This is a genomic window from Klebsiella sp. GG_Kp146, from assembly GCF_040061975.1.
GTDB lineage: Bacteria > Pseudomonadota > Gammaproteobacteria > Enterobacterales > Enterobacteriaceae > Klebsiella > Klebsiella quasipneumoniae.
In genome coordinates, this window is sequence record NZ_JBEAHA010000023.1 from 1 (window position 1) to 21,577 (window position 21,577).

Below are 21,577 nucleotides of genomic sequence, written 5' to 3' on the forward strand. Positions count from 1 at the left end.
CTCGTAGGCCCGGTAAGCGCAGCGCCACCGGGCGATGACAGCAGGCACAGAGCCGATTTTGTGCCGGGTGGCGGCTGCGCCTTACCCGGCCTACAGTACCCTCTCACAGGCTCATACCTCGTCGCCCCGGTAAGCGCAGCGCCGCCGGGGAGATCTGATTTACTGCTCAGTGACAACCTGCAGCGCGGTTTTACGCACCCGCGCGTACCACACCACCGTCAGCAGCCCGAGCCAGACCAGGCCGGCGATCAGCGCCATCCGCGTCTCGGCAAACATCCCCAGCACAGCGATGACCAGCCCCATAAACAGCAGCGTTAACAGCGGCGCCACCGGCCAGAACGGAACGGGGAAGGCAATCTGGCTGCACTCTTCGGCAGACAAACTACGGCGCATGGCGAAATGGGACAGCAGGATCATCAGCCATACCCACACCGTGGCGAATGCCGCCAGCGAAGCAATCAGCACAAATACCTGCTCGGGGATCAGATAGTTCAGCACCACCGCCGCCAGCAGCGCGCCGCCCATGACCACCACCGTCATCCAGGGTACGCCGTTGCTGGCGATGCGCTGGAAGCTTTTCGGCGCCAGCCCCTCCTTCGACATGCCGTACATCATGCGTCCGGCGCCGAAGATATCGCTGTTAATCGCCGAGATGCTGGCGCTGATCACGATGATGTTAAGGATTGTCGCCGCCGCCGGGATCCCCAGACCGTCGAAAATCAGCACAAACGGACTCCCCTGCTCGCCAAAGCTGTTCCACGGGAAAATCGCCATCAGCACCGCCAGGGTGCAGACGTAGAACAGGATAATGCGCAGCGGAATGGTATTGATGGCCTGCGGGATGACCTTCTTCGGATCCTTCGCTTCCGCGGCGGTGACGCCGATAATCTCCACCCCGCCGAAGGCGAACATCACGATGCCAAGCGAAGCGATAACGCCCTGCCAGCCGTTAGGGGCAAAGCCGCCGTGGCTCCAGAGATTTTCCAGCCCGGTGGCCGGGAAGCTATGGCCGAAACCAAAGAAGATGATCCCCGCTCCCGCCAGCATCATGGCGATAATCGCCACCACCTTCACCAGCGACAGCCAGAACTCCATCTCGCCGAACACCCGCACGTTGCACAGGTTCATGGCGCCGATAAAGAAGATGATGCTGAGGATCCAGATCCAGCGCGGGACATCGGGATACCACAATCCCATATAGATGCCGAAGGCGGTCACGTCGGCCAGGGCGACGATTACCATTTCAAAAGTGTAGGTCCAGCCGGTAATAAACCCGGCCAGCGGGCCGAGATACTGGCGGGCATAGCTGCCGAAGGAGCCGGAAACTGGGTTGCGCACCGCCATCTCGCCCAGCGCGCGCATGACGATAAACACCGCCGCGCCGCCAATCAAATAGGCCAGCAGCACCGCCGGGCCCGCCGCCTTGATGGCGGAAGCCGAGCCATAGAACAGCCCGGTGCCGATCGCGGAGCCGAGCGCAATAAATCGAATGTGTCGGGCATTGAGCCCGCGCAGCAGATGTGGCTTGTGTTGTTGTTGCATATACAGGTGTCCTGGTTTTTTTATTTGACGACAAATATGCGATGTAGGGCGGTCGGGGGAATGATTTCCCCCGACGCGGGTACAGAGAACAACGGTGATTAGTGCAGGCCTGGCAGTACCGCAGGCAGCAGACGCGTCAGGTGACGGGCCGCCAGAAGCGCAATGGCATTATCGATATCCGGGGCGAAGTAGCGATCCTGCGTATAGTGAGGGACGCGTTCGCGCAGCAGATGGCGCGCCTCTTCCAGCAGCGGGCTGGTGGTCAGCCCTTCGCGCATATCCAGCCCCTGCGCCGCCGCCAGCCACTCGACGGCCAGTACGCCGCGGGTGTTCTCGGCCATCGCCCACAGGCGGCGACCGGCCGCCGGCGCCATCGAGACGTGGTCTTCCTGGTTGGCGGAGGTCGGCAGACTGTCGACGCTGTGCGGGTGCGACAGCGCTTTGTTTTCACTGGCCAGCGCCGCCGCCGTGACCTGGGCAATCATAAACCCGGAGTTCACCCCGCCGTTTTTGACGAGGAACGGCGGCAGCTGCGACATATGGCTGTCCATCATCAACGCGATGCGACGCTCGGAGAGCGAGCCGATTTCGGCAATCGCCAGCGCGATATTATCCGCCGCCATCGCCACCGGCTCGGCGTGGAAGTTACCGCCGGAGATCACGTCATTCTCGGCGGCGAAGACCAGCGGGTTATCGGACACCGCGTTGGCTTCGGCCAGCAGCACCTCAGCCGCCTGGCGGATCTGGGTCAGGCAGGCGCCCATCACCTGCGGCTGACAGCGCAGGGAGTACGGGTCCTGCACCTTGCTGCAGTTATGGTGCGACAGCGAGATCGCGCTGTCGTCGGTCAGCAGATGGCGATACAGCGCCGCCGCGTCAATCTGCCCGCGCTGGCCGCGCACTTCATGGATGCGCGCATCAAACGGACGACGGGAGCCCAGCGCCGCTTCGGTGGTTAACGCCCCGCAGACGACCGCGGAGGCGAACAAATCTTCGGCTTCGAACAGACCGCGCAGGGCAAAAGCGGTCGACGCCTGGGTGCCGTTGAGCAGCGCCAGCCCCTCTTTCGCCGCCAGGGTAATCGGCTCCAGTCCCGCCTGACGCAGCGCTTCGGTGGCCGGCAGCCAGTCGCCGCCGCGTACCCGCGCTTTACCTTCGCCAAGCAGGGTCAGCGACATATGGGCCAGCGGCGCGAGGTCGCCGGAGGCGCCGACGGAGCCTTTCGCCGGGATCCACGGCGTCACGCCGGCATTCACCAGGCCAATCAGCGCCTGGATCACGCTCAGGCGGATCCCGGAGAATCCGCGGGACAGACTGTTAATCTTCAGCACCATAATCAGGCGCGCCAGGTCATCGTCCAGCGGCTCGCCAACGCCCGCCGCATGGGACAGCACCAGCGAACGCTGCAGGTTCTCCAGATCTTCCGTCGAGATACGGGTCTGCGCCAGCAGGCCAAAACCGGTGTTGATGCCGTAGGCGGTCCGCCCTTCGGCAAGGATAGCGTTGACGCAGGCCACGCTCTCGTCAATGGCGGCAAACGCGCCGCTGTCGAGGGTAATATTCACCGGGTGGCTGTAGATGTCGCGGAGCTGCGACAGGCTGAGTTGACCCGGGATCAGAGTTAAAGATTTCATTTCGCGTTCCCCTGCGTTGCCGCCACCATCGGAAGATTCAGACCCTGTTCTGCCGCGCATTCAATGGCAATCTCGTACCCCGCGTCGGCATGACGCATCACGCCGGTGGCCGGGTCGTTGTGCAGGACGCGGGCGATACGCGCTGCCGCTTCATCGGTGCCATCGCAGACGATAACCATCCCGGAGTGTTGCGAGAAGCCCATGCCTACCCCGCCGCCGTGGTGCAGCGACACCCAGGTCGCGCCGCTGGCGGTGTTGAGCAGCGCATTCAGCAGCGGCCAGTCAGAGACCGCGTCTGAGCCGTCGCGCATCGCTTCGGTTTCGCGGTTCGGGCTGGCGACGGAGCCGGAGTCAAGATGATCGCGGCCAATCACGATCGGCGCGGAGACTTCGCCGCTGCGCACCATTTCGTTAAACGCCAGGCCCAGCTTCTGCCGCCATTCCAGACCGACCCAGCAGATACGCGCCGGCAGTCCCTGGAAGCTGATGCGCTCGCGCGCCATATCCAGCCAATGGTGCAGATGCTTATCATCCTTGATGATCTCTTTCACTTTCGCGTCAGTCTTGTAGATATCCTGCGGATCGCCGGAGAGCGCTACCCAGCGGAACGGACCGATACCGCGGCAGAACAGCGGGCGGATATAGGCCGGCACGAAGCCCGGGAAATCGAAGGCGTTGCTGACGCCCACTTCCTGAGCCATCTGGCGAATGTTGTTACCGTAGTCGAAAGTCGGCACCCCCATCTCATGGAAGGCCAGCATCGCCTGCACGTGGTCGGCCATCGAGCGTTTCGCCGCCAGAATGGTGCCCTGCGGATCGGATTCAGCTTTCTGCTGATACGCTTCCCAGCTCCAGCCTTTCGGCAGATAGCCGTGCAGCGGGTCGTGGGCGCTGGTCTGGTCGGTGACCATATCCGGGCGCACGCCGCGTTTCACCAGCTCCGGCACGATCTCCGCGGCGTTGCCGCACAGCGCGATGGAGATAGCCCGGCCTTCGGCGGTGTATTTCTTGATACGCGCCAGGGCGTCATCCAGAGAAGTGGCCTGTTCGTCCACGTAGCGGGTGCGCAGACGGAAATCGATGCGGCTCTGCTGGCATTCAATATTCAGCGAGCAGGCGCCGGCCAGCGTCGCGGCCAGCGGCTGCGCGCCGCCCATGCCGCCCAGCCCGGCGGTTAGCACCCAGCGGCCTTTCAGGCTGCCCTGATAGTGCTGGCGACCGGCTTCGACGAAGGTTTCGTAAGTGCCCTGGACGATGCCCTGGCTGCCAATGTAGATCCAGCTGCCGGCGGTCATCTGGCCGTACATCGCCAGCCCTTTGGCATCCAGCTCGTTAAAGTGTTCCCAGGTCGCCCAGTGCGGAACCAGGTTGGAGTTAGCGATCAGCACGCGCGGCGAGTGTTCATGGGTTTTGAAAACGCCCACTGGCTTGCCGGACTGGACCAGCAGGGTCTCGTCGCTTTCCAGGTTCTTCAGCGCCTTCACGATAGCGTCATAGCATTCCCAGTTGCGCGCTGCGCGACCAATGCCGCCATAGACCACCAGTTCGTGCGGGTTTTCGGCGACATCGGGATCGAGGTTATTCATTAACATACGCAGCGGGGCTTCGGTCAACCAGCTCTTCGCGGTCAGCGTCGTGCCTCTTGGCGCACGGACGTCCAGCTGGCGATATTTGCTTTGCGACATCGGGGTTTCTCCTGACAATGAACGTTGTTTACGTAGATACATATACTTGTCTATACAAGCATGCGCAAGCCAGGATTTAACAGAAATGATACAATTTTATTATATTGCGTCAGCAATCACGTTTTGCTGACGCCAGCGTGGATCAGGAGCCAAAGCGGCCCTGCAGACGATAGCGGCTACCGGGGAACAGCAGGCGCGCGTGGGAGACGATGTGGGTTGTCGACCAGGTGCGGCGGCGGATCAGCAGGCAGGGATCGTGGGCGTGAATATGCAGCAGCGCGCACTCTTCCGCCGTGGCCTGCACCGCTTCAACAATATGTTCACCTTCTGTTAACGGGGCGATCAGCGACAGATAATCATGGGGCGTGGTGGCGGTATAATCCTGCTGGAGATAGTCCGGCACCACCGCGGCATTGACGCAGCGATCTTCGATTTGCACCGGCACCTCGTTTTCGTAATGCACCATCAGCGAGTGAAAGATGCGGGTGCCTTCCGCTACGCTGAGCGCCGCCGCCTGAATATGATCCGCCCGGGTCTCCTCCAGCAGCAGCACCTCGCAGCGGTGCTGATGGTGGCGGGCAATAATTTCTTCGGCAATGCTGCGCACCTCAAACAGCGCCGACTGCCCTTTCGGCTCGGCGACAAAGGTCCCCACCCCTTGCAACCTGACCAGCAGGCCTTCATCCGTTAGCTCGCGCAGCGCGCGGTTGATGGTCATCCGGCTGAAGCCGAACTGGGCCACCAGCTCCGCTTCGGAAGGGATACGGTCATGCGGTCGCCAGACGCCGCTGTGAATTTTTTCACCGATAGCCTGCTTCACCTTCTCATAAAAAGGCGCGGGCGCGGAACGGGGTTGCTGTGAAAACATAGCCTGGCTTTCCTTTTGCAAAATGGGCGGCGAAACACCCAGAATATACCGGAATGGCTACTGCCACCAATGGACGATTTGCCATGCCAGACGGGCGGCCGCGCGGGCGCCCTGACCGTCAATGTCAAACTGCGGGTTGAACTCCACCAGATCCACCGCCTGCAGCTTACCGCTGCGGCACAGCGGCTCAACGATGCGCAGCAGGGTCGCCAGCGGCACGCCCAGCGCCGCCGGGGCCGACACCGCCGGCATTTCCCGCGCCGGGAGCACGTCGAGATCGATGGTCAGATACAGACGATCGTACTGCGCGATGTTGCGCTCAAGCTCCGCCAGCACCTGGGTTTCGAAGGCCTCCAGCACCTGGAGATCCTCCACGATAGCCACCTCGCGCCGCGCCGCTTCCTCCCAGAGCGCCTGGGTGTTGGCCGCCCGACTGACGCCGATGCAGGTATAGTGAAAAGCGCGCTGCTGCGCGTCACACTCCAGCGCCAGCTGGCGGAACGGCGTCCCGGAGCTGGCGCGCTCGGCAACGCGCAGATCAAGATGCGCATCGAGATTAATAATGCCCACTTTTTCGCCCGGGAAGGCATCCAGTACCCCCGCGCCATGACCGAAGGCGGTCTCGTGGCCGCCGCCCAGAACCAGCGTGCGTTTCCCGGCGCGCTGGCAGGCGGTCACCGCCTCGCGCAGCGCCTGATGCGCGGCTTCCAGCTGGTCGCCATCGACGCTAATCGTGCCCATATCCACGCAGCGGTCGTGGCCCTGATGGCTGGCCATATTGGCCAGCGCCCGGCGTAGGGTCGCCGGGCCGTCAGCCGCTCCGGTACGCCCTTTGTTGCGCCGGACGCCTTCGTCACAGGCGAAGCCAAGCAGCGCGATATCGCCGGGTAGCGCCTGCGGCGCGAAGCGTTCCGCGCGGGGGATGGTCTGAAACAGGCGCAGCGCATTCGGCGCTTCCGCACTATCATCGCGCCCCTGCCAAAGGTTGGCGGGCGTAGCTTGCCACAGCATCATTGCCATTCTCCTTGTACCACGCGTCCCCAGAGCGGACTGCGCCCCGGCTCATACACCATCTCGACCGGATGCTCGGCATCCCAGATGGCAAAGTTCGCCACAAAGCCCGCCGCCAGCTGACCGTGGCTGTTCTGCCGCCCCAGCGCCCGCGCGGCATGGCGCGTCACGCCGGCCCACGCCTCTTCCGGTGTTAAACCAAACTTGACGCAGGCCATATTCATCGCCAGATGCAGGCTGGCGAAGGGGCTGGTGCCGGGGTTGAAATCGGTCGCCACCGCCATCGGCACCTGGTACTTGCGCAGCAGTTCCACCGGCGGTTTGCGGGTTTCATTGAGGAAGTAAAACGCGCCGGGCAGCAGGGCCGCCACGGTGCCGCTTTCGCGCATCGCCGCCACCCCCTCTTCCGTCAGATATTCAATATGGTCGGCAGACAGTCCGTGATAACGGCTCACCAGCTGGGCGCCGCCCAGCGAGGAGAGCTGCTCAACGTGACCTTTAACCGGAATGCCCAACGCCTGCGCCGCCTGAAACACCCGCTCGGTTTGCTGCGGGCTGAAGCCGACGTTTTCGCAGAAGACGTCAACGCTTTCAAACAGTCCCTCCCGCCACAGCGTCGGCAGGATAGTGTCGCAGACCAGCGTAATATAGCCGTCGGCGTCGCCTTGATATTCCGGCGGCGTGGCGTGGGCGGAGAGCAGCGTCGCCGAGAGTTCCACCGCGTTATCGCGCGCCAGCTGGCGGGCGACCCGCAGCATTTTGCGTTCGTTTTGCAGATCGAGACCGTAGCCGGATTTGATCTCCAGGGTGGTCACCCCTTCACGCAGCAGGCGGGCCAGACGCGGCTGCGCCAGCGCCAGTAATTCGGCTTCGCTGCTGTCGCGGGTGGCGCGCACGGTGGCATTAATCCCCCCGCCGCTGGCGCTGATGGTCTGATAGGAGACGCCGTTCAGCCGCTGCTCCCACTCCTGCGCCCGACTGCCGCCGAAGATCAGGTGGGTATGGCAGTCGATTAATCCCGGCGTGACCAGCCGGCCTTCGAGATCGATCCTGCGCCCGCTGGGGAGGTCATCTTCGGGGACGATCGCCGCAATGCGACCGTCGCGCACCAGCAGCGCGTGGCGCTCCAGCAGACCGTACGGTTGGGAAGCATCAGGGTTCAGGGTGGCGAGACGGGCGTTTCGCCAGATAACGCGTTCGGAGGTGGCTTCAGTCATAGCGCTTAACTTGTCATGGGTTGTATAGACATTTATTTTCATAACGCCGGGAATGTCAACAAAAGCGCGAGTAAATGTTATTTATTTGTGACTGGAGACCGTCCGGCGACGCGGCGTATTGCGTAAAGAAGGTAAGTTTTTCAGCCCACGTCTTCCCGTTTCGTTCAAGTTAGTATAAAACAGCAGGTTTTAAAGGACTTATACCCTGGCGTCTCAGCCGGGGTATTTCACTACGCTTAATTTTGCCCGGAGCAACATGAACACATATTCCGTTTCCCGTCTGGCGCTGGCGCTGGCCTTCGGCGTGACGCTGTCCGCCTGTAGCTCGACGCCTGCCGATCAACAGCCCTCAACGCAGACTGCACCGGGCACCACCGCGCGTCCCATTCTGAACGCCGATGAAGCGAAAAACTTTACCCAGGCGGCCTATTTCCAGTCGCTGACCCCCAATGCCACGGCCTGGACGCCGTCCGCCATCAGCCTGCCGGCGCAGCCTGACTTTATCGTCGGCCCGGCGGGAACCCAGGGCGTGACGCATACCACCGTCCAGGCGGCGGTGGATGCGGCGATTGCCCGCCACTCTAACCGTCGTCTGTTTATCGCCATCATGCCGGGCGAATACCCGGGCACCGTCTACGTTCCGGCGGCGCCGGGCGCCCTGACCCTGTATGGTACCGGCGATAAACCGATCGACGTGAAGATCAGCGAAGCCATTGATTCCGAAATGGATCGCAACACCTGGCGTCGTCTGGTCAATCCGGGTGGCAAATACATGCCGGGCAAACCAGCGTGGTATATGTTCGACAGCTGCCAGAGCAAATCCACCGCCACCGTCGGCGTGATGTGCTCCGCGGTCTTCTGGTCGCAGAATAACGGCCTGCAGCTGCAGAACCTGACCATCGCCAACAACCTGGGCGACAGCGTCGATGCCGGCACCCACCAGGCCGTTGCCCTGCGCAGCGATGGTGACCAGGTGCAGATCGATAAAGTGAACATTCTTGGTCGCCAGAACACCTTCTTCGTGACCAACAGCGGCGTGCAGAACCGTCTGCAGGACAACCGTCAGACCCGCACCCTGGTGACGAACAGCTATATTGAAGGCGACGTGGATATCGTTTCTGGCCGCGGCGCCGTGGTGTTTGATAACACCGACTTCCGCGTGGTGAACTCGCGTACTCAGAAAGAAGCCTACGTCTTCGCGCCGGCCACCCTGAAGAGCGTGACCTACGGCTTCCTGGCGACCAACAGCCGCTTCACCGCCTCCGGGGATAACGTCGCGCAGCTCGGCCGCGCGCTGGACGTTGACGGCAACAGCAACGGCCAGGTCGTGATCCGCGACAGCGCCATCAATGAAGGCTTTAACATCGCCCAGCCGTGGGCGGCGGCGGTAGGCTCCGGCCGTCCGTTCAGCGGCAATACCGGCAGCGCGGATGACAAAGGCAATCTGCAGCGCAACCTCAACGACAACGGCTTCAACCGTATGTGGGAATATAACAACCGCGGCGTGGGAAGCAGCGTGGTCGCCGAGCCGAAACAGTAACGCGCAACAAGCGTGAACCATAATAAAAGAGAGGGCGATGCCCTCTCTCAGACTGCTGACAACGTGCAATCTTCAGGAATTGCCCGGCGGCGCTGCGCTTGCGCGGGCCTACAGCTAACTGCATAACGGTTTGATATTGAAGTCTTTCGTAGGCCGGGTAAGGCGAATGCCGCCACCCGGCAGAAATGCGAGCACAATGACGAAACAGGTTTGTCGTCAGCCAGAGAGGGGGCGATGCCCCCTCTTTTCTTTTGCGTACTGCACGTCACGCCGTCAGGCGGTCCGCCATTTGCGGGTCAGCGGTTTTTCCAGCTCCACAATCAGGAACATGGCGAAGCCGATGATAAAGGTGATCACCCAGTAGCGGAACGGCAGCCCGGTGGTGCCGAACAGCATCTGCATAAACGGCGCATAGATAATCAGCAGCTGCAGCACCAGCAGCACGCCGCTGACGATCCAGATCCCTTTGTTAGCCAGCAGACCTTTGGTCAACGAGAAACCATCCGACACGCGGCAGTTCAGCATATAGAACCACTGGGCGGTGACCAGAGTCTGCAACAGCACGGTACGGATAAACTCCGGCGAATAGCCGCGCGGCTGCAGCCAGGCTTCGAGAATAAAAGCGCTGACCGCAATCATCGACCCCACAAACGCCACGCGCCAGATGGCAAAGCCGTCCATCACGTGCAGTTTCGGGTCGCGCGGCGGCCGCCGCATAATATTTTTCTCACCGGCTTCAAACGCCAGACCAAACGACAGCGTGGCGGAGGTGGCCATGTTCATCCACAGGATCAGCACCGGCGTCAGCGGCAGTACGTTGCCCGCCAGCAGCGCGATCACGATCAGTAACCCCTGCGCAAGGTTGGTCGGCATGACAAAAAGAATGGTTTTTTTCAGGTTGTCATACACCCGGCGCCCCTCGCGGACCGCGCTGGCGATGGTGGCGAAGTTGTCATCGGTCAGCACCATATCGGCGGCTTCCTTGGTCACCTCGGTCCCCTTGATCCCCATCGCCACGCCGACGTCAGCCTGCTTCAGCGCCGGGGCATCGTTCACCCCGTCTCCGGTCATGCCGACAATCTCTTTCTTGCTCTGTAGAGCCTGCACCAGACGGAACTTATCTTCCGGGCTGGTGCGGGCGAAGATATCGAACTGCTGCGCGGCCACGCTCAGCTGCGCGTCGTCCATCACCTCCAGCTCGCGCCCGGTAATGGCGTTCCCCGCATTGCCAATCCCCAGCATTTTGCCGATGCTCATCGCCGTTTGCGGGTGGTCTCCGGTGATCATCTTCACGCGGATCCCGGCCTGCAGGCAGTCGGCAATCGCCGTGATCGCTTCCGGACGCGGCGGATCCATCATCCCGGCAACCCCTAATAAAATGACCCCCTGCTGTAGATCCTGATGGGTCAGCTCGGTCTGGCCTGCGGCAGCCGGCTTCCAGGCCGCGGCCACCATTCGCAGCCCCTCCCGGGCGTACTCTTCAATTTTGCTTTCCCAGTACGGGAGATCCAGCGGCTGCAACCCGCTGTCGCTCTGCTGATACTGGCACAGGCGGAACAGAACATCCGGCGCGCCGGTGACCAGCACCACCTCCTCTTCGCCCAGCCGGTAAAGCGTCGACATGTATTTATATTGCGAATCAAAAGGAATTTTACTGCGCAGCTCGCTGGGCTGCGGCGACAGGGTTATCTTCGCCGCCAGCACCTTCAATGCCCCCTCGGTGGGGCCGCCGGTGATTTTCCACAGCCCGCTTTCCTCTTTGATAAGCTGGCTGTCGTTACACAGATCGATGGTGCGCAGATAGCGCTCAAGAAGCGATCCTGGCGCCACCGCAACCGGCGTCGGGTCGTCGATAGCATGGATTTTACCGACCGGCTCATAGCTGTCCCCTTCCACCCGATAGACGCTGTCCGCGGTGATCACCGCCTTCACCGTCATTTCGTTCATGGTCAGGGTCCCGGTTTTATCCGAACAGATAACGGTCATCGCGCCGAGGGTTTCTACCGTCGGCAGCTTGCGAATAATCGCTTTCTGGCGGGCCATCGCCTGCACGCCGAGCGACAGAATAATCGAGATAATCGCCGGCAACCCTTCCGGGACCGAGGCCACCGCGAGGCTAATCAACGACAGCATCAGTTCGGAGACCGGCATATCACGGAACAGCAGGCTAAAGACGAACAGCGCCGCCATCATCACCAGAATCAGGATGAAGATGGCTTTGCCCAGCTTGTCCATCTGTACCAGCAGCGGCGTGCGGTGCTTCTCAATGCCCGCCATCATTTGGTTGATGTGGCCCAGCTCGGTATCGCCGCCGGTGGCCACCACGATCCCTTTCCCCGCCCCTGAGCTGACGGTGGTCCCGGAAAACAACAGGTTGCTGCGATCGCCAAGCGGTAAATCGCCGCTTAGCGGCTCGGTGGTTTTTTCCACCACCGTCGACTCGCCGGTGAGGATCGCCTCTTCCACCCGCAGGTTGTGCGCCTCAATCACCCGTAAATCGGCGGGGATACGGTCGCCGGCGCGGATCACCACGATATCGCCGGGTACCAGCGAGGTGGTGGGGATGGTTTCATGGTTGCCCTGTCGGATCACCACCGCCTCGCTGGACAGCATATTGCGGATACTCTGCAGGGATTTTTCCGCATTACTCTCCTGAATGAAGCCGATCAGCGCATTGACCACCGCCACCGCGAGGATCACTGACATGTCGATCCAGTGGCCCATTACCGCCTTCAGCAGCGCCGCCGCCAGCAGGACGTAGATCAGCACATCGTTAAAATGCACAATAAAACGCAGCCAGGCGGGTTTACCCGGCTTCTGCGGCAGGGCGTTTTCGCCATACTGCTGCAGGCGCGTGGCCGCCTCTGTTCCGCTAATCCCGTCCGGCGAACTCTGTACGCTGGCGAGCGTCTCCTCGACGGAGCGCTGATAATAGGGCGCCCCCGGTTTATCTGTATTCATACTCTCTCCCTCGATTTCTGAAGCGGAAGTCAGGACGACATCCCGCCGTCATCAGCGCACAACGAAAACCGGTACATGGGCATAGCGCACGATATTGGCCGCTTCCGAGCCCAGCAGGTGAGTCTGAATCCCCGGATTGCGCGAACCGACAATCACCACGTCCGCTTGTAGCTCATCGGCCAGAGCAATCACTTGATCGCGAACATTGCCACTGCGCACATAAAGATGGCTGGCGTCTTCCGCAAGGCCATTTTTTTTGACCAGCTCAGTCAGTTTTTCCTTAGCGGTATTAATCAAATGGTCTTCCATCTTTCGCGCATCAGAGATAAATCCGCGCGTTAATACCGGAGAGAATGCCGGAATGACATGGATAAGATGAATTTGCCCGGAAGAATGCTGGGCGAGGAATTTCGCATGAGAGAGGGCTTTGTCGGCCAGGCCTGCATCAAACACGTCAACGGGAACAACGATATTTTTATACATGAGATAATCCTTTTATTACCAATACAATGCGTAGTGATGAATAACCCCATACTTGGGGAGGAACGAAATCTCAACAACAGAAGCGGCGAGCGGAATAGATGTTATTAAACGTAGCACAGGAAAATTAACATTAGAAAATGACGGATTAATAGACTGAAAAATATTATAAAAACCACATATTCCCTGCAGATCTCCTGCGTTTTCCCCAACAGTGCCGCTGCCGCTTGCGGTATGCTCTTTTTTAACACTTCACCTTTTCTCCGACTATGCTGATTACAAGCAGGAGTGCCGCTCCGAATGTCCGGTGGTCACCGTGGGGGGCCGAATTAAATGACATTCGCGGTTCGGGTGGGAGTAAAGGGAGAAAATCATGTTTGGTTATAGCCTGTTACGTCTGGGATTATTTGTCGCGCTGGCCATTGTCGCCTGCACGCTGGTGGGACTATTCACCTATCTGGTTGTCGCCGCCCTCGCCGAATAAGCGTGCGCCGCGTAATAAAAATGTAAAATAAATCCTGAATCTGAGGGGAATACTGTGAACCGTTATTTTTCTCTCATCCCGGTTGTTATTTTATTTACAACCGCTTGCGATCAGAAATCGCCGTCCGTCGAGTCCGCCCCGCGCATGGTCAAGGTGGCGCAGGTGACCGCCGTGGGCAATACCCAGCAGCGAACGTTTCCGGCACGTATCGAGTCTGGCGACTCCACCGAGCTGTCGTTTAAGCGGGGGGGCCAGGTGGAATCGCTGGATATTCGCCAGGGGGCGACCATCGCCCAGGGGCAAACGCTGGCGCGCCTGAATGCCCGCGAGGCCCAACAGCGGGTCAATGAGCGACAAACGGCGGCCACCCTCGCCCAGCGTCAGTTTGATCGCTTCCAAACCCTGGCGGGACGTCAGGCGATTTCCCAGGCGGAGATGGACGTGCAGCGCGCCAATCGCGATGCCGCCAACGCGGCCTTAAAAATCGCCCGTGAAGAGCTGGCGCAAATGAGCCTCACCGCGCCCTTCGGCGGGATTGCCGCCGGCGTGCATATCCGCAACCATCAGGTGGTCGCCGCCGGCCAGCCGGTGATCACCCTGACGCGTACCGACCTGCTGGATGTGGTCTTCAGCATTCCCGAAAATCTGTTCACCTCCCTGGATATCCGCAATACCGCCTACCGCCCCGTCGTCAGGATCAATACCCTGCCGGGCCGCGAATTTACGGCGGAATACAAAGAGCATACCGGCAGCAGCGACAACAGCACCCTTACCTGGCAGATCATTTTAACCATGCCGCGGCCGGATGATTTTCCCACCGTCGGCGGGGTCAGCGGCACCGTGACGGTCAATCTCGGCAATTTACCGGCCAGCGCCGGAAGGGAAACGCTCATGGTGCCGGTAGAGGCGGTGTTTAACCCGGATAACCGGCCGAAGAATGAACCGGTCGTCTGGGTGGTGAAAGGCGACAACGCGCATCGGTTTCTTGAGGAGCGCAAGGTCACGGTCGGCGAGGTGACCTCGCAGGGAGTGGCCATCACCGACGGTCTCCGCGCGGGTGAAGAGGTGGTCGCGGCGGGCGTGAGCGAGCTGCATGCCGGGCAGCCGGTGCGGATCTGGACGCGTGAACGAGGATTATAAATGGACATTTCCCGTCAGTTTATTAATAACCCGACCCGCGTCTGGTTAGCCATTCTGCTGCTGGGGGTGGGTGGTCTGTTCGCCCTGCTCAATATCGGCCGTCTGGAAGATCCTGCCTTCACCATTAAAACGGCGGTGATCGTGACCCACTACCCGGGCGCGTCCGCTCAACAGGTGGAGGAGGAGGTGACCCTGCCGCTGGAAAACGCGATTCAGCAGCTTCCCTCACTGGATAACGTCAGCTCCATCTCCTCAAATGGCTTATCGCAAATTACGGTGAATATCGCTTCGCAGTACCATTCCAGCGAGCTGCCGCAAATCTGGGATGAGCTACGTCGCCGCGTCGGTGACGCCAGCCGACTTTTCCCCCCTGGCGTAGTGACCCCCTTCGTCAACGATGACTTTGGCGATGTGTTTGGCTTTTTCTTCGCTATCTCGGGCGACAGTTTTACCAACCCCGAGCTGGTGCGCTATGCCGAACAGCTGCGTCGGGAGCTGGTGCTGGTTCCTGGGGTCGGTAAAGTCGCTATCGGCGGCGTCATTCCGCAACAGATCAATGTTGATATCTCGCTGGCGAAAATGGCGGCGCGCGGGATCACGCTCAACCAGCTCGCCGCTATCCTGACCCGGCTCAACGTGGTGTCCAGCGCCGGAGAGATCCGCGTTGGCAGCGAATCGATCCGCCTACACCCCACCGGGGAGTTTCAAAGCATCGATGAACTGGGGGATCTGCTGGTCAGCCCTCACGGCGCCAGCGCCACCACTCGACTGCGGGATATTGCCACGCTGTCGCGCGGGCTGACTGACTCGCCGTCCAGTATTTATCATGCCAACGGCCGCCAGGCGGTGACCATGGGGGTCTCTTTTATTCCTGGCGTCAACGTCATTGACGTCGGGCACGCCCTTGAAGCCCGCCTCCAGCAGATGGCCGCCGACAAACCGGCGGGTATCGACATCGCCATTTTTTACGATCAGGCGGCTGAGGTCGCCCACTCGGTCAATGGCTTTATTACCAACTTCCTGATGGCCCTGGCGATCGTGGTCGGCGTGCTGCTGGTGTTCATGGGAGTACGCAGCGGGATCATTATCGCCCTGTCGCTGGCGCTCAACGTCCTCGGCACCCTGCTTATCATGTTTGTCTGGGGGATCGAGTTACAGCGGATCTCCCTCGGGGCGCTGATCATCGCCCTGAGTATGCTGGTGGATAATGCCATTGTCATTGTCGAAGGGGTGCTTATCGCCCGCCAGCAAGGATCGCCGCTGCTGGGCGCCATTAACTATGTGATCCGCCGCTCCGCCCTGCCGCTGCTCGGCGCCACGGTCATCGCCATCCTCGCCTTCGCGCCGATTGGCCTCTCGCAGGACTCCACCGGAGAGTATTGCAAATCCCTGTTCCAGGTGCTGCTGATCTCCCTGATGCTCAGCTGGTTCTCCGCCCTGACCATCACTCCGGTGCTCATTAAGTGGTGGTTGTTTAAACACGCCCCGCCGGCCGCCGCGCCGGAGGAAAAAGCCGATCCCTACCGCGGCCGCTTTTACCGTGGCTATCAGCAGACGCTGCGAATACTGCTGCAGCAAAAGACCCTGACTCTGGTGCTGATGGGCGCCCTGCTGGCCGCCGCGATCTGGGGCTTCACCTTCGTGCGGCAGAATTTCTTTCCGTCATCGAATACGCCCATTTTCTTTGTCGACCTGTGGCTGCCCTACGGTACCGATATTAACGCCACCGAGCAGATGACCCGCGATATTGAGCGGTCGATCGCCGGCCAGCCCGGGGTGGTCACCACCGTCGCCACCATTGGCCAGGGCAGTATGCGTTTTATTCTTACCTACAGCGGTCAGCGGCAGTACAGCAACTACGCGCAGATTATGGTGCGGATGGACGACCAGCGCGGCATGGCCCCCGTCACCCGCCACGTCGAAACCTGGATCGCCAGAAACTACCCGCAGGTAAACGCCAGCACCAAACGCATTATGTTCGGCCCCTCCGGCGATAGCGCGATTGAAGTGCGCATTAAGGGCCCTGACCCGGATACGCTGCGCGCGCTGGCCAGTCAGGTGAGCGATATTCTCGCTGAGGATCCGGCGACCGACAGCGTGCGTAACGACTGGCAGAACCGCAGCAAGGTGATCCGCCCGCAGTACTCCCTAGCGCTGGGGCGCGAGCTGGGGGTGGATAAACAGGACATTGATAACGCGCTGGAGATGAATTTCTCCGGCAGTCGCGCCGGGTTATATCGCGAGGGCGCCGATCTGCTGCCGGTGATCGTCCGGCCGCCGGCAGCGGAGCGACAGGATGCCAACCATCTGCATAACGTGCTGGTCTGGAGCCAGAGCCGCCAGCAGTATATCCCGTTGAGTAACGTCATCCATGGCTTCTCCCTGGAGTGGGAAGATCCCTTGATTCTCCGCCGGGATCGCACCCGGGTGCTGACGGTCCAGACCGATCCCAGCCCGCAAAGCGGCCAAACCTCGGGTGATATTCTCGCCCGGGTGAAACCGCGCATTGACGCATTGACGCTGCCGCATGGCTATCGCATCGAATGGGGCGGCGATGCCGAGAACTCCAGTGAAGCACAGCAAGGGCTGTTCACGACCCTGCCGCTTGGCTATCTGGTGATGTTTATCATTACGGTGCTGATGTTCAGTTCGCTGAAAAACGCTGTCGCCATCTGGCTGACCGTCCCGCTGGCGCTGATCGGCGTCACGCCCGGCTTTTTGCTGACCGGCATCCCCTTCGGCTTTATGGCCTTAATCGGCCTTCTCAGCCTCAGCGGCATGCTGATCCGCAACGGCATTGTGCTGGTGGAAGAGATAGAGCAACAAAAACAGGAGAAAGATCAACGACAAGCGATCATTGATGCGGCAACATCTCGTCTGCGGCCGATCCTGCTGACCGCCTTCACCACCGTGCTTGGCCTTGCCCCGCTGCTGCGCGATGTTTTTTTCCAGAGTATGGCAGTGGTGATTATGTTCGGTCTGGCCTTCGCCACCGTGCTAACGTTGCTGGTTCTGCCGGTGATTTACGCCTGCTTTCACCATAAGGATATGACGCCTCAACGATGAACAGTACCGGCCTGAGCATTATTAAGACACTCGGCTGTATGACAGCGGTGACTTTTTTCACCATCTATAACACCTGGGATCGCTTTGATTATGACTATCACTGGATCCTCGGGCTGCTGACCTTTGTCTCGACCATCGCCACGCCGCTGTTTTTTGTGGTGGCCGGCTATCTTGATGCGCAAACGCGACACGACGCCAACTGGCAAATTGGTAAAATTAAAAGCGTGGTGATCGTCTTTCTGTTTTGGGTGACGGTCTATTATGTCTGGGAGCCTTACCAGCGCGGCTACCTGATCCAGCCCTGGTTTATTTTCGCCCTGATTGTCATCTATACCTTCCATCCCCTGATTGCCTGGCTCAGCCAGCGGCGCGGTCTGTTTTTCACCGTGGTCCTGACGCTACTGTGCTGCTCTTATGGTTACGACCTGCTCTCGGTGCTCTACCCGGAAAGACATCTTTTCAGCCTGGCGCCGCAGTATCGTCTGTGGACGTGGCTACTTTTTTATTTAACCGGGCAGTTGTTTAACGATCCGCGGGTCACGGAGTGGATACGCGACCCGCGGGTGATTAAAGCCGCCATTATCGCCCTGCCCTTTGTCTATTTATTTACCTGGTTTTATGAACGCCACTTTTTCTTCGCGCTGTTTAAAGCCGATCGCAATGCGTTCATTCTCACGGGGTCGCAGATTTATATTCTGATCGTCCTGCTGGTGATCGCCGCTAACGCCGTGCAGTTTAAAAAGAACCGCGAACTGAAGGAGGCCGTGCTGGCGACGGTTAGCAAAGCGATGACCGGGGTCTATATTTTGCACTACTCCGTTTTTCACCTGCTGGTGATGCTGATCCCTATTCACTCGTTAGCCACCAAGCTGGGAGTGATTGCCCTAACGTTTGTCCTGTCGGTGCTCATTTCCCTCGCCGCGCTCTCCAGTACGCTGCTCAGGAAGGTGATAACCCTTTAACAAACGACGCGGCAACTTAGCGGAAGCTCCACTGGATGCTGATCACAAACACGCTGGGAATAATAATGCCGCTCTCAAGGGCGAAATAGTCGGTAAAGTTATACTGGATAGCATGGTAGATATAGGGTGAAAAGCCGATCCCGGTGGCGTCCTTGAAATCTTTATAGGAGCCATGATCGCCGCAATGCTCGAAGGCGTCGAAGAAGAATTCGCCGGTATAGCCGTAAACGCCTTTGAAGGTCCACCCGCTGCCGTTGTGGTACCAGTCTCTTCTCACCCCCAGCGCCAGACAGCGATCGTCGAAACTGTTATTCAAGGTGCCAATAAGCAGGCTGTATTTCGAGTCGTCAGAGAATTTCCGCTCCACCGAGAAAAAGTGGTTCTCGAAATTCTCAGTATATTGACCGTGATTATTGGTCAGATGGTAAACATAGGAACCGGTATTCACCGAATAGAGGTTAATCTCTTTCGCCTGCACGAAAGTCGCTAACCCGGCCAGGAGCATCACGCTTTTACCGCGCATTTCCCCTCCTCACACCTCTACGCCTGTCCATAGACAGACTGCCTTTGCCGTATTTACCGGTCGTGACAGGGGTAAAAGACCCGACAGGGAAATGGGAGAAAGATAACGATGCCGAACCATCGCATCGCTAGTAAAAAGCGTAGCACACGCCTTATCCGCCAACAAACCGACCGAAACGTTAACGAAATGGCCGATGTGTTGCTCTTTACCTGATTGTGCAAAAAACAGACAAAACCTCACCTGATATCCGCTATGATCAGCGTCCGACGCGGAAGAAAGCCACCTGTCGACGACAGAGTTGCTGTGTACCTCTTCCTGCGTCGGCGCGATTTCATCCAACACGCCAGCCTGCACAATACCTTCCCATTGAGCTCACGCCTGTCGTCAGCCTCTTCCCGCTAGTTTTACAAGTGGATCCTGCACAAACCGGCTTTTATGTACAAGTTATACAGGAAATAGAATCCTTTAAAATCAACAACTAAAAACAAACATTAAAAATAAGCCGTTGCGTTGTACATATAGTTCTAAAAAAAGTTGTACATAGTGGGATCACCGTCTATAGTTTGGAGTGTTAACTGCTTGTTGCGCAACGAAGCGGGGATGTTTAACGGTGGCGCGGCAAGTCAGGCGGTGGTTCCTGGTTTTGCATTTCCTGTTCGTGACTTGGCGCGTACCAATGGTACGTAGCGACTTTTATTGTCAGTTTGCGTTATACGTGGGAGAGTTCGAGCTATGCATATTAAAAATACCATTCCAGCAGAGTTTGTCTTCAATTCGGCCCTGATGAAGAATATTGAAAATACGCTCATTAAGCAGCACAGAACGATAAATAATGAGCGGATGATTACGGAAATTCAGCATCGCCTGAAAACGGAAAGTAATGAAATACTCTCCGACCTCTATTTGCAGGCGCTGGATATGCTGTACAGCAAACCTCATCATTAATTAAACTCGCGGAACTGGCAGCAGACTTAAGCCTGCGGTGCCGGCACGCCTGGGTCTCTATCGGCTAACTGAGGCAAATAAAATGTCACACCATAATACCTGCTATCGTACTGAACATTACGATCTGTGGTTTGATAATCGTTTTCTTCTCTATGGGATGTCGCTGATCCTGAATAGTCTGCCGGCATCTTACTTTCGCAAAAAACATGTTTTCTTTACCAGCGACAATTATTTCGCGGTACTGCAGCACAACTATAATCGTCGGGATACGTTATTTATTTTGTTAACCGAAGGCAATGATCTTAATTTTCTTAGTGAACTGCCTATGCTGCGCTTACCGGCCAATTCAACGCCGGAAGAGTTAAAGATATTTCTGCACCAGCCAACCCGCTACTATAAAACCCACCCGGCGCCGGGCGCCTCGGTGCAGTTTACCGAGCGGGAAAAGAAAGTTATTCAACTTATCAGCAATGGCGAAGCGGTCGCCAGCATTGGCCGGTCGCTGAATCTGCATATTAAAACCATTTATCAGATCCGGCTGAATCTGATTAAAAAGCTCGGCTGTAGCGGTAGGACCGATTTTTTTAATATCAGCCGCAGCGAAACCTTTAAATCCTGGAGCCAGATCCACCTGTAACCCGGCGCGTTAGCCCCGGTCTGCTTTGCGGATCGGGGCGATTAATTATTACCGTGAAAATGGATGCTGAAGCCCTGCTCCTGCCAGTGGCTGAGCAGCTCTTCCTGGAGAGGGGTGGCGGCGCGTCCGGTCCAGACGAAGATATGCTGCCCGGGGAACAGCTCGGGCCGCGGCGACTCCAGCGGTTCGGCGAGGACGTTGACGTGCCAGCCGCGCTGGGAAAGACGCCATGCCTCCAGCCACAGACGCGTCCTGTCCTCATTGCTCCAGCCCACCAGCAGCGTCTCCCTGCCGTTCTTTTTACGCGCTTCGGCGAGAAACAGCGCCACGCAGTCAATCAGCAGACCATCCAGCAAACTACTAATCACCAGAGAGGTATTCTGATCGAGCTTCAGACGCTGACGTACCGGCACTAACAGGCTGTCGATGAGCGTGTCGACGGGGTGTTGATGGCTTAGCGCCAGTAATTTGGCACGGATTCTGGCGGGCTGCATATAACGCAGAATGGACATCATCTCTTCCTGAAGATGCGCGGATTCGTCGCGCGCCGCCGGCAGGTTACCCTCCAGCAGCGCTTTGACTTTCCCGACGGATACGCCGCGCTCTATCCAGCGCTTGATCTCTTCAATGCGCAGGATATCTTCTTCATCAAATTGCCGATGCCCGCCTTCGCTACGCTGCGGTTTCAGTAGACCGTAACGACGCTGCCAGGCGCGCAGTGTGACCGGATTGATTCCGCAACGTTCGGCGACTTCACCGATACTGTAAAACGCCATAGCAGCCTCACATCAACCTGATACTTTAATACCTAAACTAACGAATTCAGGCATCCTGTACAACTCTATTTTCTTGTACAGATAAAGATAACAGGTTGTGGCTCAC

16 protein-coding genes are annotated in these 21,577 nt (G+C 58.8%); 6 read left to right on the forward strand and 10 right to left on the reverse strand.

Annotation, left to right across the window (positions count from 1 at the left end):
- Positions 1 to 159: 159 nt before the first annotated feature.
- From ABLU95_RS20170 to hutI, 6 genes are all read right to left on the reverse strand, one after another.
- The gene (locus tag ABLU95_RS20170) at positions 160 to 1,542 is read right to left on the reverse strand and encodes an amino acid permease (protein ID WP_101977958.1); all 1,383 of its coding nucleotides are present in this window, start codon (positions 1,540 to 1,542) and stop codon (positions 160 to 162) included.
- 98 nt (positions 1,543 to 1,640) lie between these two features.
- Positions 1,641 to 3,176 (reverse strand): histidine ammonia-lyase, encoded by a 1,536-nt coding sequence (gene hutH, locus ABLU95_RS20175; protein WP_023288909.1) that lies wholly within the window; start codon positions 3,174 to 3,176, stop codon positions 1,641 to 1,643.
- A complete protein-coding gene (gene hutU, locus ABLU95_RS20180) occupies positions 3,173 to 4,861 on the reverse strand; it encodes a urocanate hydratase (protein ID WP_023288908.1) in 1,689 nt (562 codons plus the stop codon). The genes hutH and hutU overlap by 4 nt, the downstream gene beginning before the upstream one ends.
- Before the next feature lie 142 nt (positions 4,862 to 5,003).
- Positions 5,004 to 5,729 carry a histidine utilization repressor gene (locus ABLU95_RS20185; protein ID WP_023288907.1) on the reverse strand — a complete coding sequence of 242 codons (726 nt, stop codon included), beginning with the start codon at positions 5,727 to 5,729 and terminating at the stop codon, positions 5,004 to 5,006.
- A gap of 57 nt (positions 5,730 to 5,786) precedes the next feature.
- Complete coding sequence (hutG, locus tag ABLU95_RS20190) at positions 5,787 to 6,743, reverse strand: formimidoylglutamase (protein ID WP_289551471.1); 957 nt, start codon at positions 6,741 to 6,743, stop codon at positions 5,787 to 5,789.
- Positions 6,740 to 7,999, reverse strand: a complete 1,260-nt coding sequence (hutI, locus tag ABLU95_RS20195) for an imidazolonepropionase (protein ID WP_275257130.1) — start codon at positions 7,997 to 7,999, stop codon at positions 6,740 to 6,742. The genes hutG and hutI overlap by 4 nt, the downstream gene beginning before the upstream one ends.
- A gap of 214 nt (positions 8,000 to 8,213) precedes the next feature.
- Here hutI and ABLU95_RS20200 point away from each other — a divergent pair, with 214 nt between their 5' ends.
- Complete coding sequence (locus tag ABLU95_RS20200) at positions 8,214 to 9,497, forward strand: putative acyl-CoA thioester hydrolase (RefSeq protein WP_348880319.1); 1,284 nt, start codon at positions 8,214 to 8,216, stop codon at positions 9,495 to 9,497.
- Positions 9,498 to 9,770: 273 nt separating this feature from the next.
- Here the strand turns inward: ABLU95_RS20200 and ABLU95_RS20205 are convergent, their stop codons facing one another.
- Complete coding sequence (locus ABLU95_RS20205) at positions 9,771 to 12,458, reverse strand: cation-transporting P-type ATPase (RefSeq protein WP_048334459.1); 2,688 nt, start codon at positions 12,456 to 12,458, stop codon at positions 9,771 to 9,773.
- 51 nt (positions 12,459 to 12,509) lie between these two features.
- Positions 12,510 to 12,941 (reverse strand): universal stress protein, encoded by a 432-nt coding sequence (locus ABLU95_RS20210; protein ID WP_086076255.1) that lies wholly within the window; start codon positions 12,939 to 12,941, stop codon positions 12,510 to 12,512.
- Between the two features lie 535 nt (positions 12,942 to 13,476).
- Here ABLU95_RS20210 and ABLU95_RS20215 point away from each other — a divergent pair.
- Genes ABLU95_RS20215 through ABLU95_RS20225 form a run of 3 tightly spaced genes read left to right on the forward strand, consistent with a single transcriptional unit; the run spans position 13,477 to position 18,590 of the window.
- The gene (locus ABLU95_RS20215) at positions 13,477 to 14,562 is read left to right on the forward strand and encodes an efflux RND transporter periplasmic adaptor subunit (RefSeq protein WP_023288901.1); all 1,086 of its coding nucleotides are present in this window, start codon (positions 13,477 to 13,479) and stop codon (positions 14,560 to 14,562) included.
- Positions 14,563 to 17,628, forward strand: a complete 3,066-nt coding sequence (locus tag ABLU95_RS20220; RefSeq protein WP_348880322.1) for an efflux RND transporter permease subunit — start codon at positions 14,563 to 14,565, stop codon at positions 17,626 to 17,628.
- 38 nt (positions 17,629 to 17,666) lie between these two features.
- The gene (locus ABLU95_RS20225; protein ID WP_072096501.1) at positions 17,667 to 18,590 is read left to right on the forward strand and encodes an acyltransferase family protein; all 924 of its coding nucleotides are present in this window, start codon (positions 17,667 to 17,669) and stop codon (positions 18,588 to 18,590) included.
- A gap of 16 nt (positions 18,591 to 18,606) precedes the next feature.
- Here the strand turns inward: ABLU95_RS20225 and ABLU95_RS20230 are convergent, their stop codons facing one another.
- Complete coding sequence (locus tag ABLU95_RS20230; protein ID WP_289551466.1) at positions 18,607 to 19,113, reverse strand: hypothetical protein; 507 nt, start codon at positions 19,111 to 19,113, stop codon at positions 18,607 to 18,609.
- Positions 19,114 to 19,845: 732 nt separating this feature from the next.
- Between ABLU95_RS20230 and ABLU95_RS20235 the strand changes: the two genes are divergently transcribed.
- Both ABLU95_RS20235 and ABLU95_RS20240 read left to right on the forward strand, forming a co-directional pair.
- Positions 19,846 to 20,058, forward strand: coding sequence for a biofilm development regulator YmgB/AriR family protein (locus ABLU95_RS20235; protein ID WP_044521698.1), 213 nt, complete (start codon positions 19,846 to 19,848; stop codon positions 20,056 to 20,058).
- A gap of 82 nt (positions 20,059 to 20,140) precedes the next feature.
- Positions 20,141 to 20,695, forward strand: a complete 555-nt coding sequence (locus ABLU95_RS20240; RefSeq protein WP_017899620.1) for a helix-turn-helix transcriptional regulator — start codon at positions 20,141 to 20,143, stop codon at positions 20,693 to 20,695.
- Between the two features lie 41 nt (positions 20,696 to 20,736).
- Here the strand turns inward: ABLU95_RS20240 and ABLU95_RS20245 are convergent, their stop codons facing one another.
- On the reverse strand, positions 20,737 to 21,471 hold the full coding sequence (locus ABLU95_RS20245) for a MerR family transcriptional regulator (protein ID WP_023288896.1): 735 nt from the start codon (positions 21,469 to 21,471) through the stop codon (positions 20,737 to 20,739).
- Positions 21,472 to 21,577: the final 106 nt, after the last annotated feature.

Excerpts from the sequence above, each read along its gene's own strand:
- hutI (WP_275257130.1), bottom strand. The coding sequence starts at position 7,999 with ATGAAAATAAATGTCTATACAACCCATGACAAGTTAAGCGCTATGACT.
- ABLU95_RS20230 (WP_289551466.1), bottom strand. The coding sequence starts at position 19,113 with ATGCGCGGTAAAAGCGTGATGCTCCTGGCCGGGTTAGCGACTTTCGTG.
- ABLU95_RS20235 (WP_044521698.1), top strand. The coding sequence starts at position 19,846 with ATGCATATTAAAAATACCATTCCAGCAGAGTTTGTCTTCAATTCGGCC.
- ABLU95_RS20225 (WP_072096501.1), top strand. The coding sequence starts at position 17,667 with ATGACAGCGGTGACTTTTTTCACCATCTATAACACCTGGGATCGCTTT.
- hutU (WP_023288908.1), bottom strand. The coding sequence starts at position 4,861 with ATGTCGCAAAGCAAATATCGCCAGCTGGACGTCCGTGCGCCAAGAGGC.
- ABLU95_RS20170 (WP_101977958.1), bottom strand. The coding sequence starts at position 1,542 with ATGCAACAACAACACAAGCCACATCTGCTGCGCGGGCTCAATGCCCGA.
- ABLU95_RS20240 (WP_017899620.1), top strand. The coding sequence starts at position 20,141 with ATGTCACACCATAATACCTGCTATCGTACTGAACATTACGATCTGTGG.
- ABLU95_RS20200 (WP_348880319.1), top strand. The coding sequence starts at position 8,214 with ATGAACACATATTCCGTTTCCCGTCTGGCGCTGGCGCTGGCCTTCGGC.
- ABLU95_RS20205 (WP_048334459.1), bottom strand. The coding sequence starts at position 12,458 with ATGAATACAGATAAACCGGGGGCGCCCTATTATCAGCGCTCCGTCGAG.
- ABLU95_RS20245 (WP_023288896.1), bottom strand. The coding sequence starts at position 21,471 with ATGGCGTTTTACAGTATCGGTGAAGTCGCCGAACGTTGCGGAATCAAT.
- ABLU95_RS20185 (WP_023288907.1), bottom strand. The coding sequence starts at position 5,729 with ATGTTTTCACAGCAACCCCGTTCCGCGCCCGCGCCTTTTTATGAGAAG.
- hutH (WP_023288909.1), bottom strand. The coding sequence starts at position 3,176 with ATGAAATCTTTAACTCTGATCCCGGGTCAACTCAGCCTGTCGCAGCTC.
- ABLU95_RS20210 (WP_086076255.1), bottom strand. The coding sequence starts at position 12,941 with ATGTATAAAAATATCGTTGTTCCCGTTGACGTGTTTGATGCAGGCCTG.
- hutG (WP_289551471.1), bottom strand. The coding sequence starts at position 6,743 with ATGATGCTGTGGCAAGCTACGCCCGCCAACCTTTGGCAGGGGCGCGAT.
- ABLU95_RS20220 (WP_348880322.1), top strand. The coding sequence starts at position 14,563 with ATGGACATTTCCCGTCAGTTTATTAATAACCCGACCCGCGTCTGGTTA.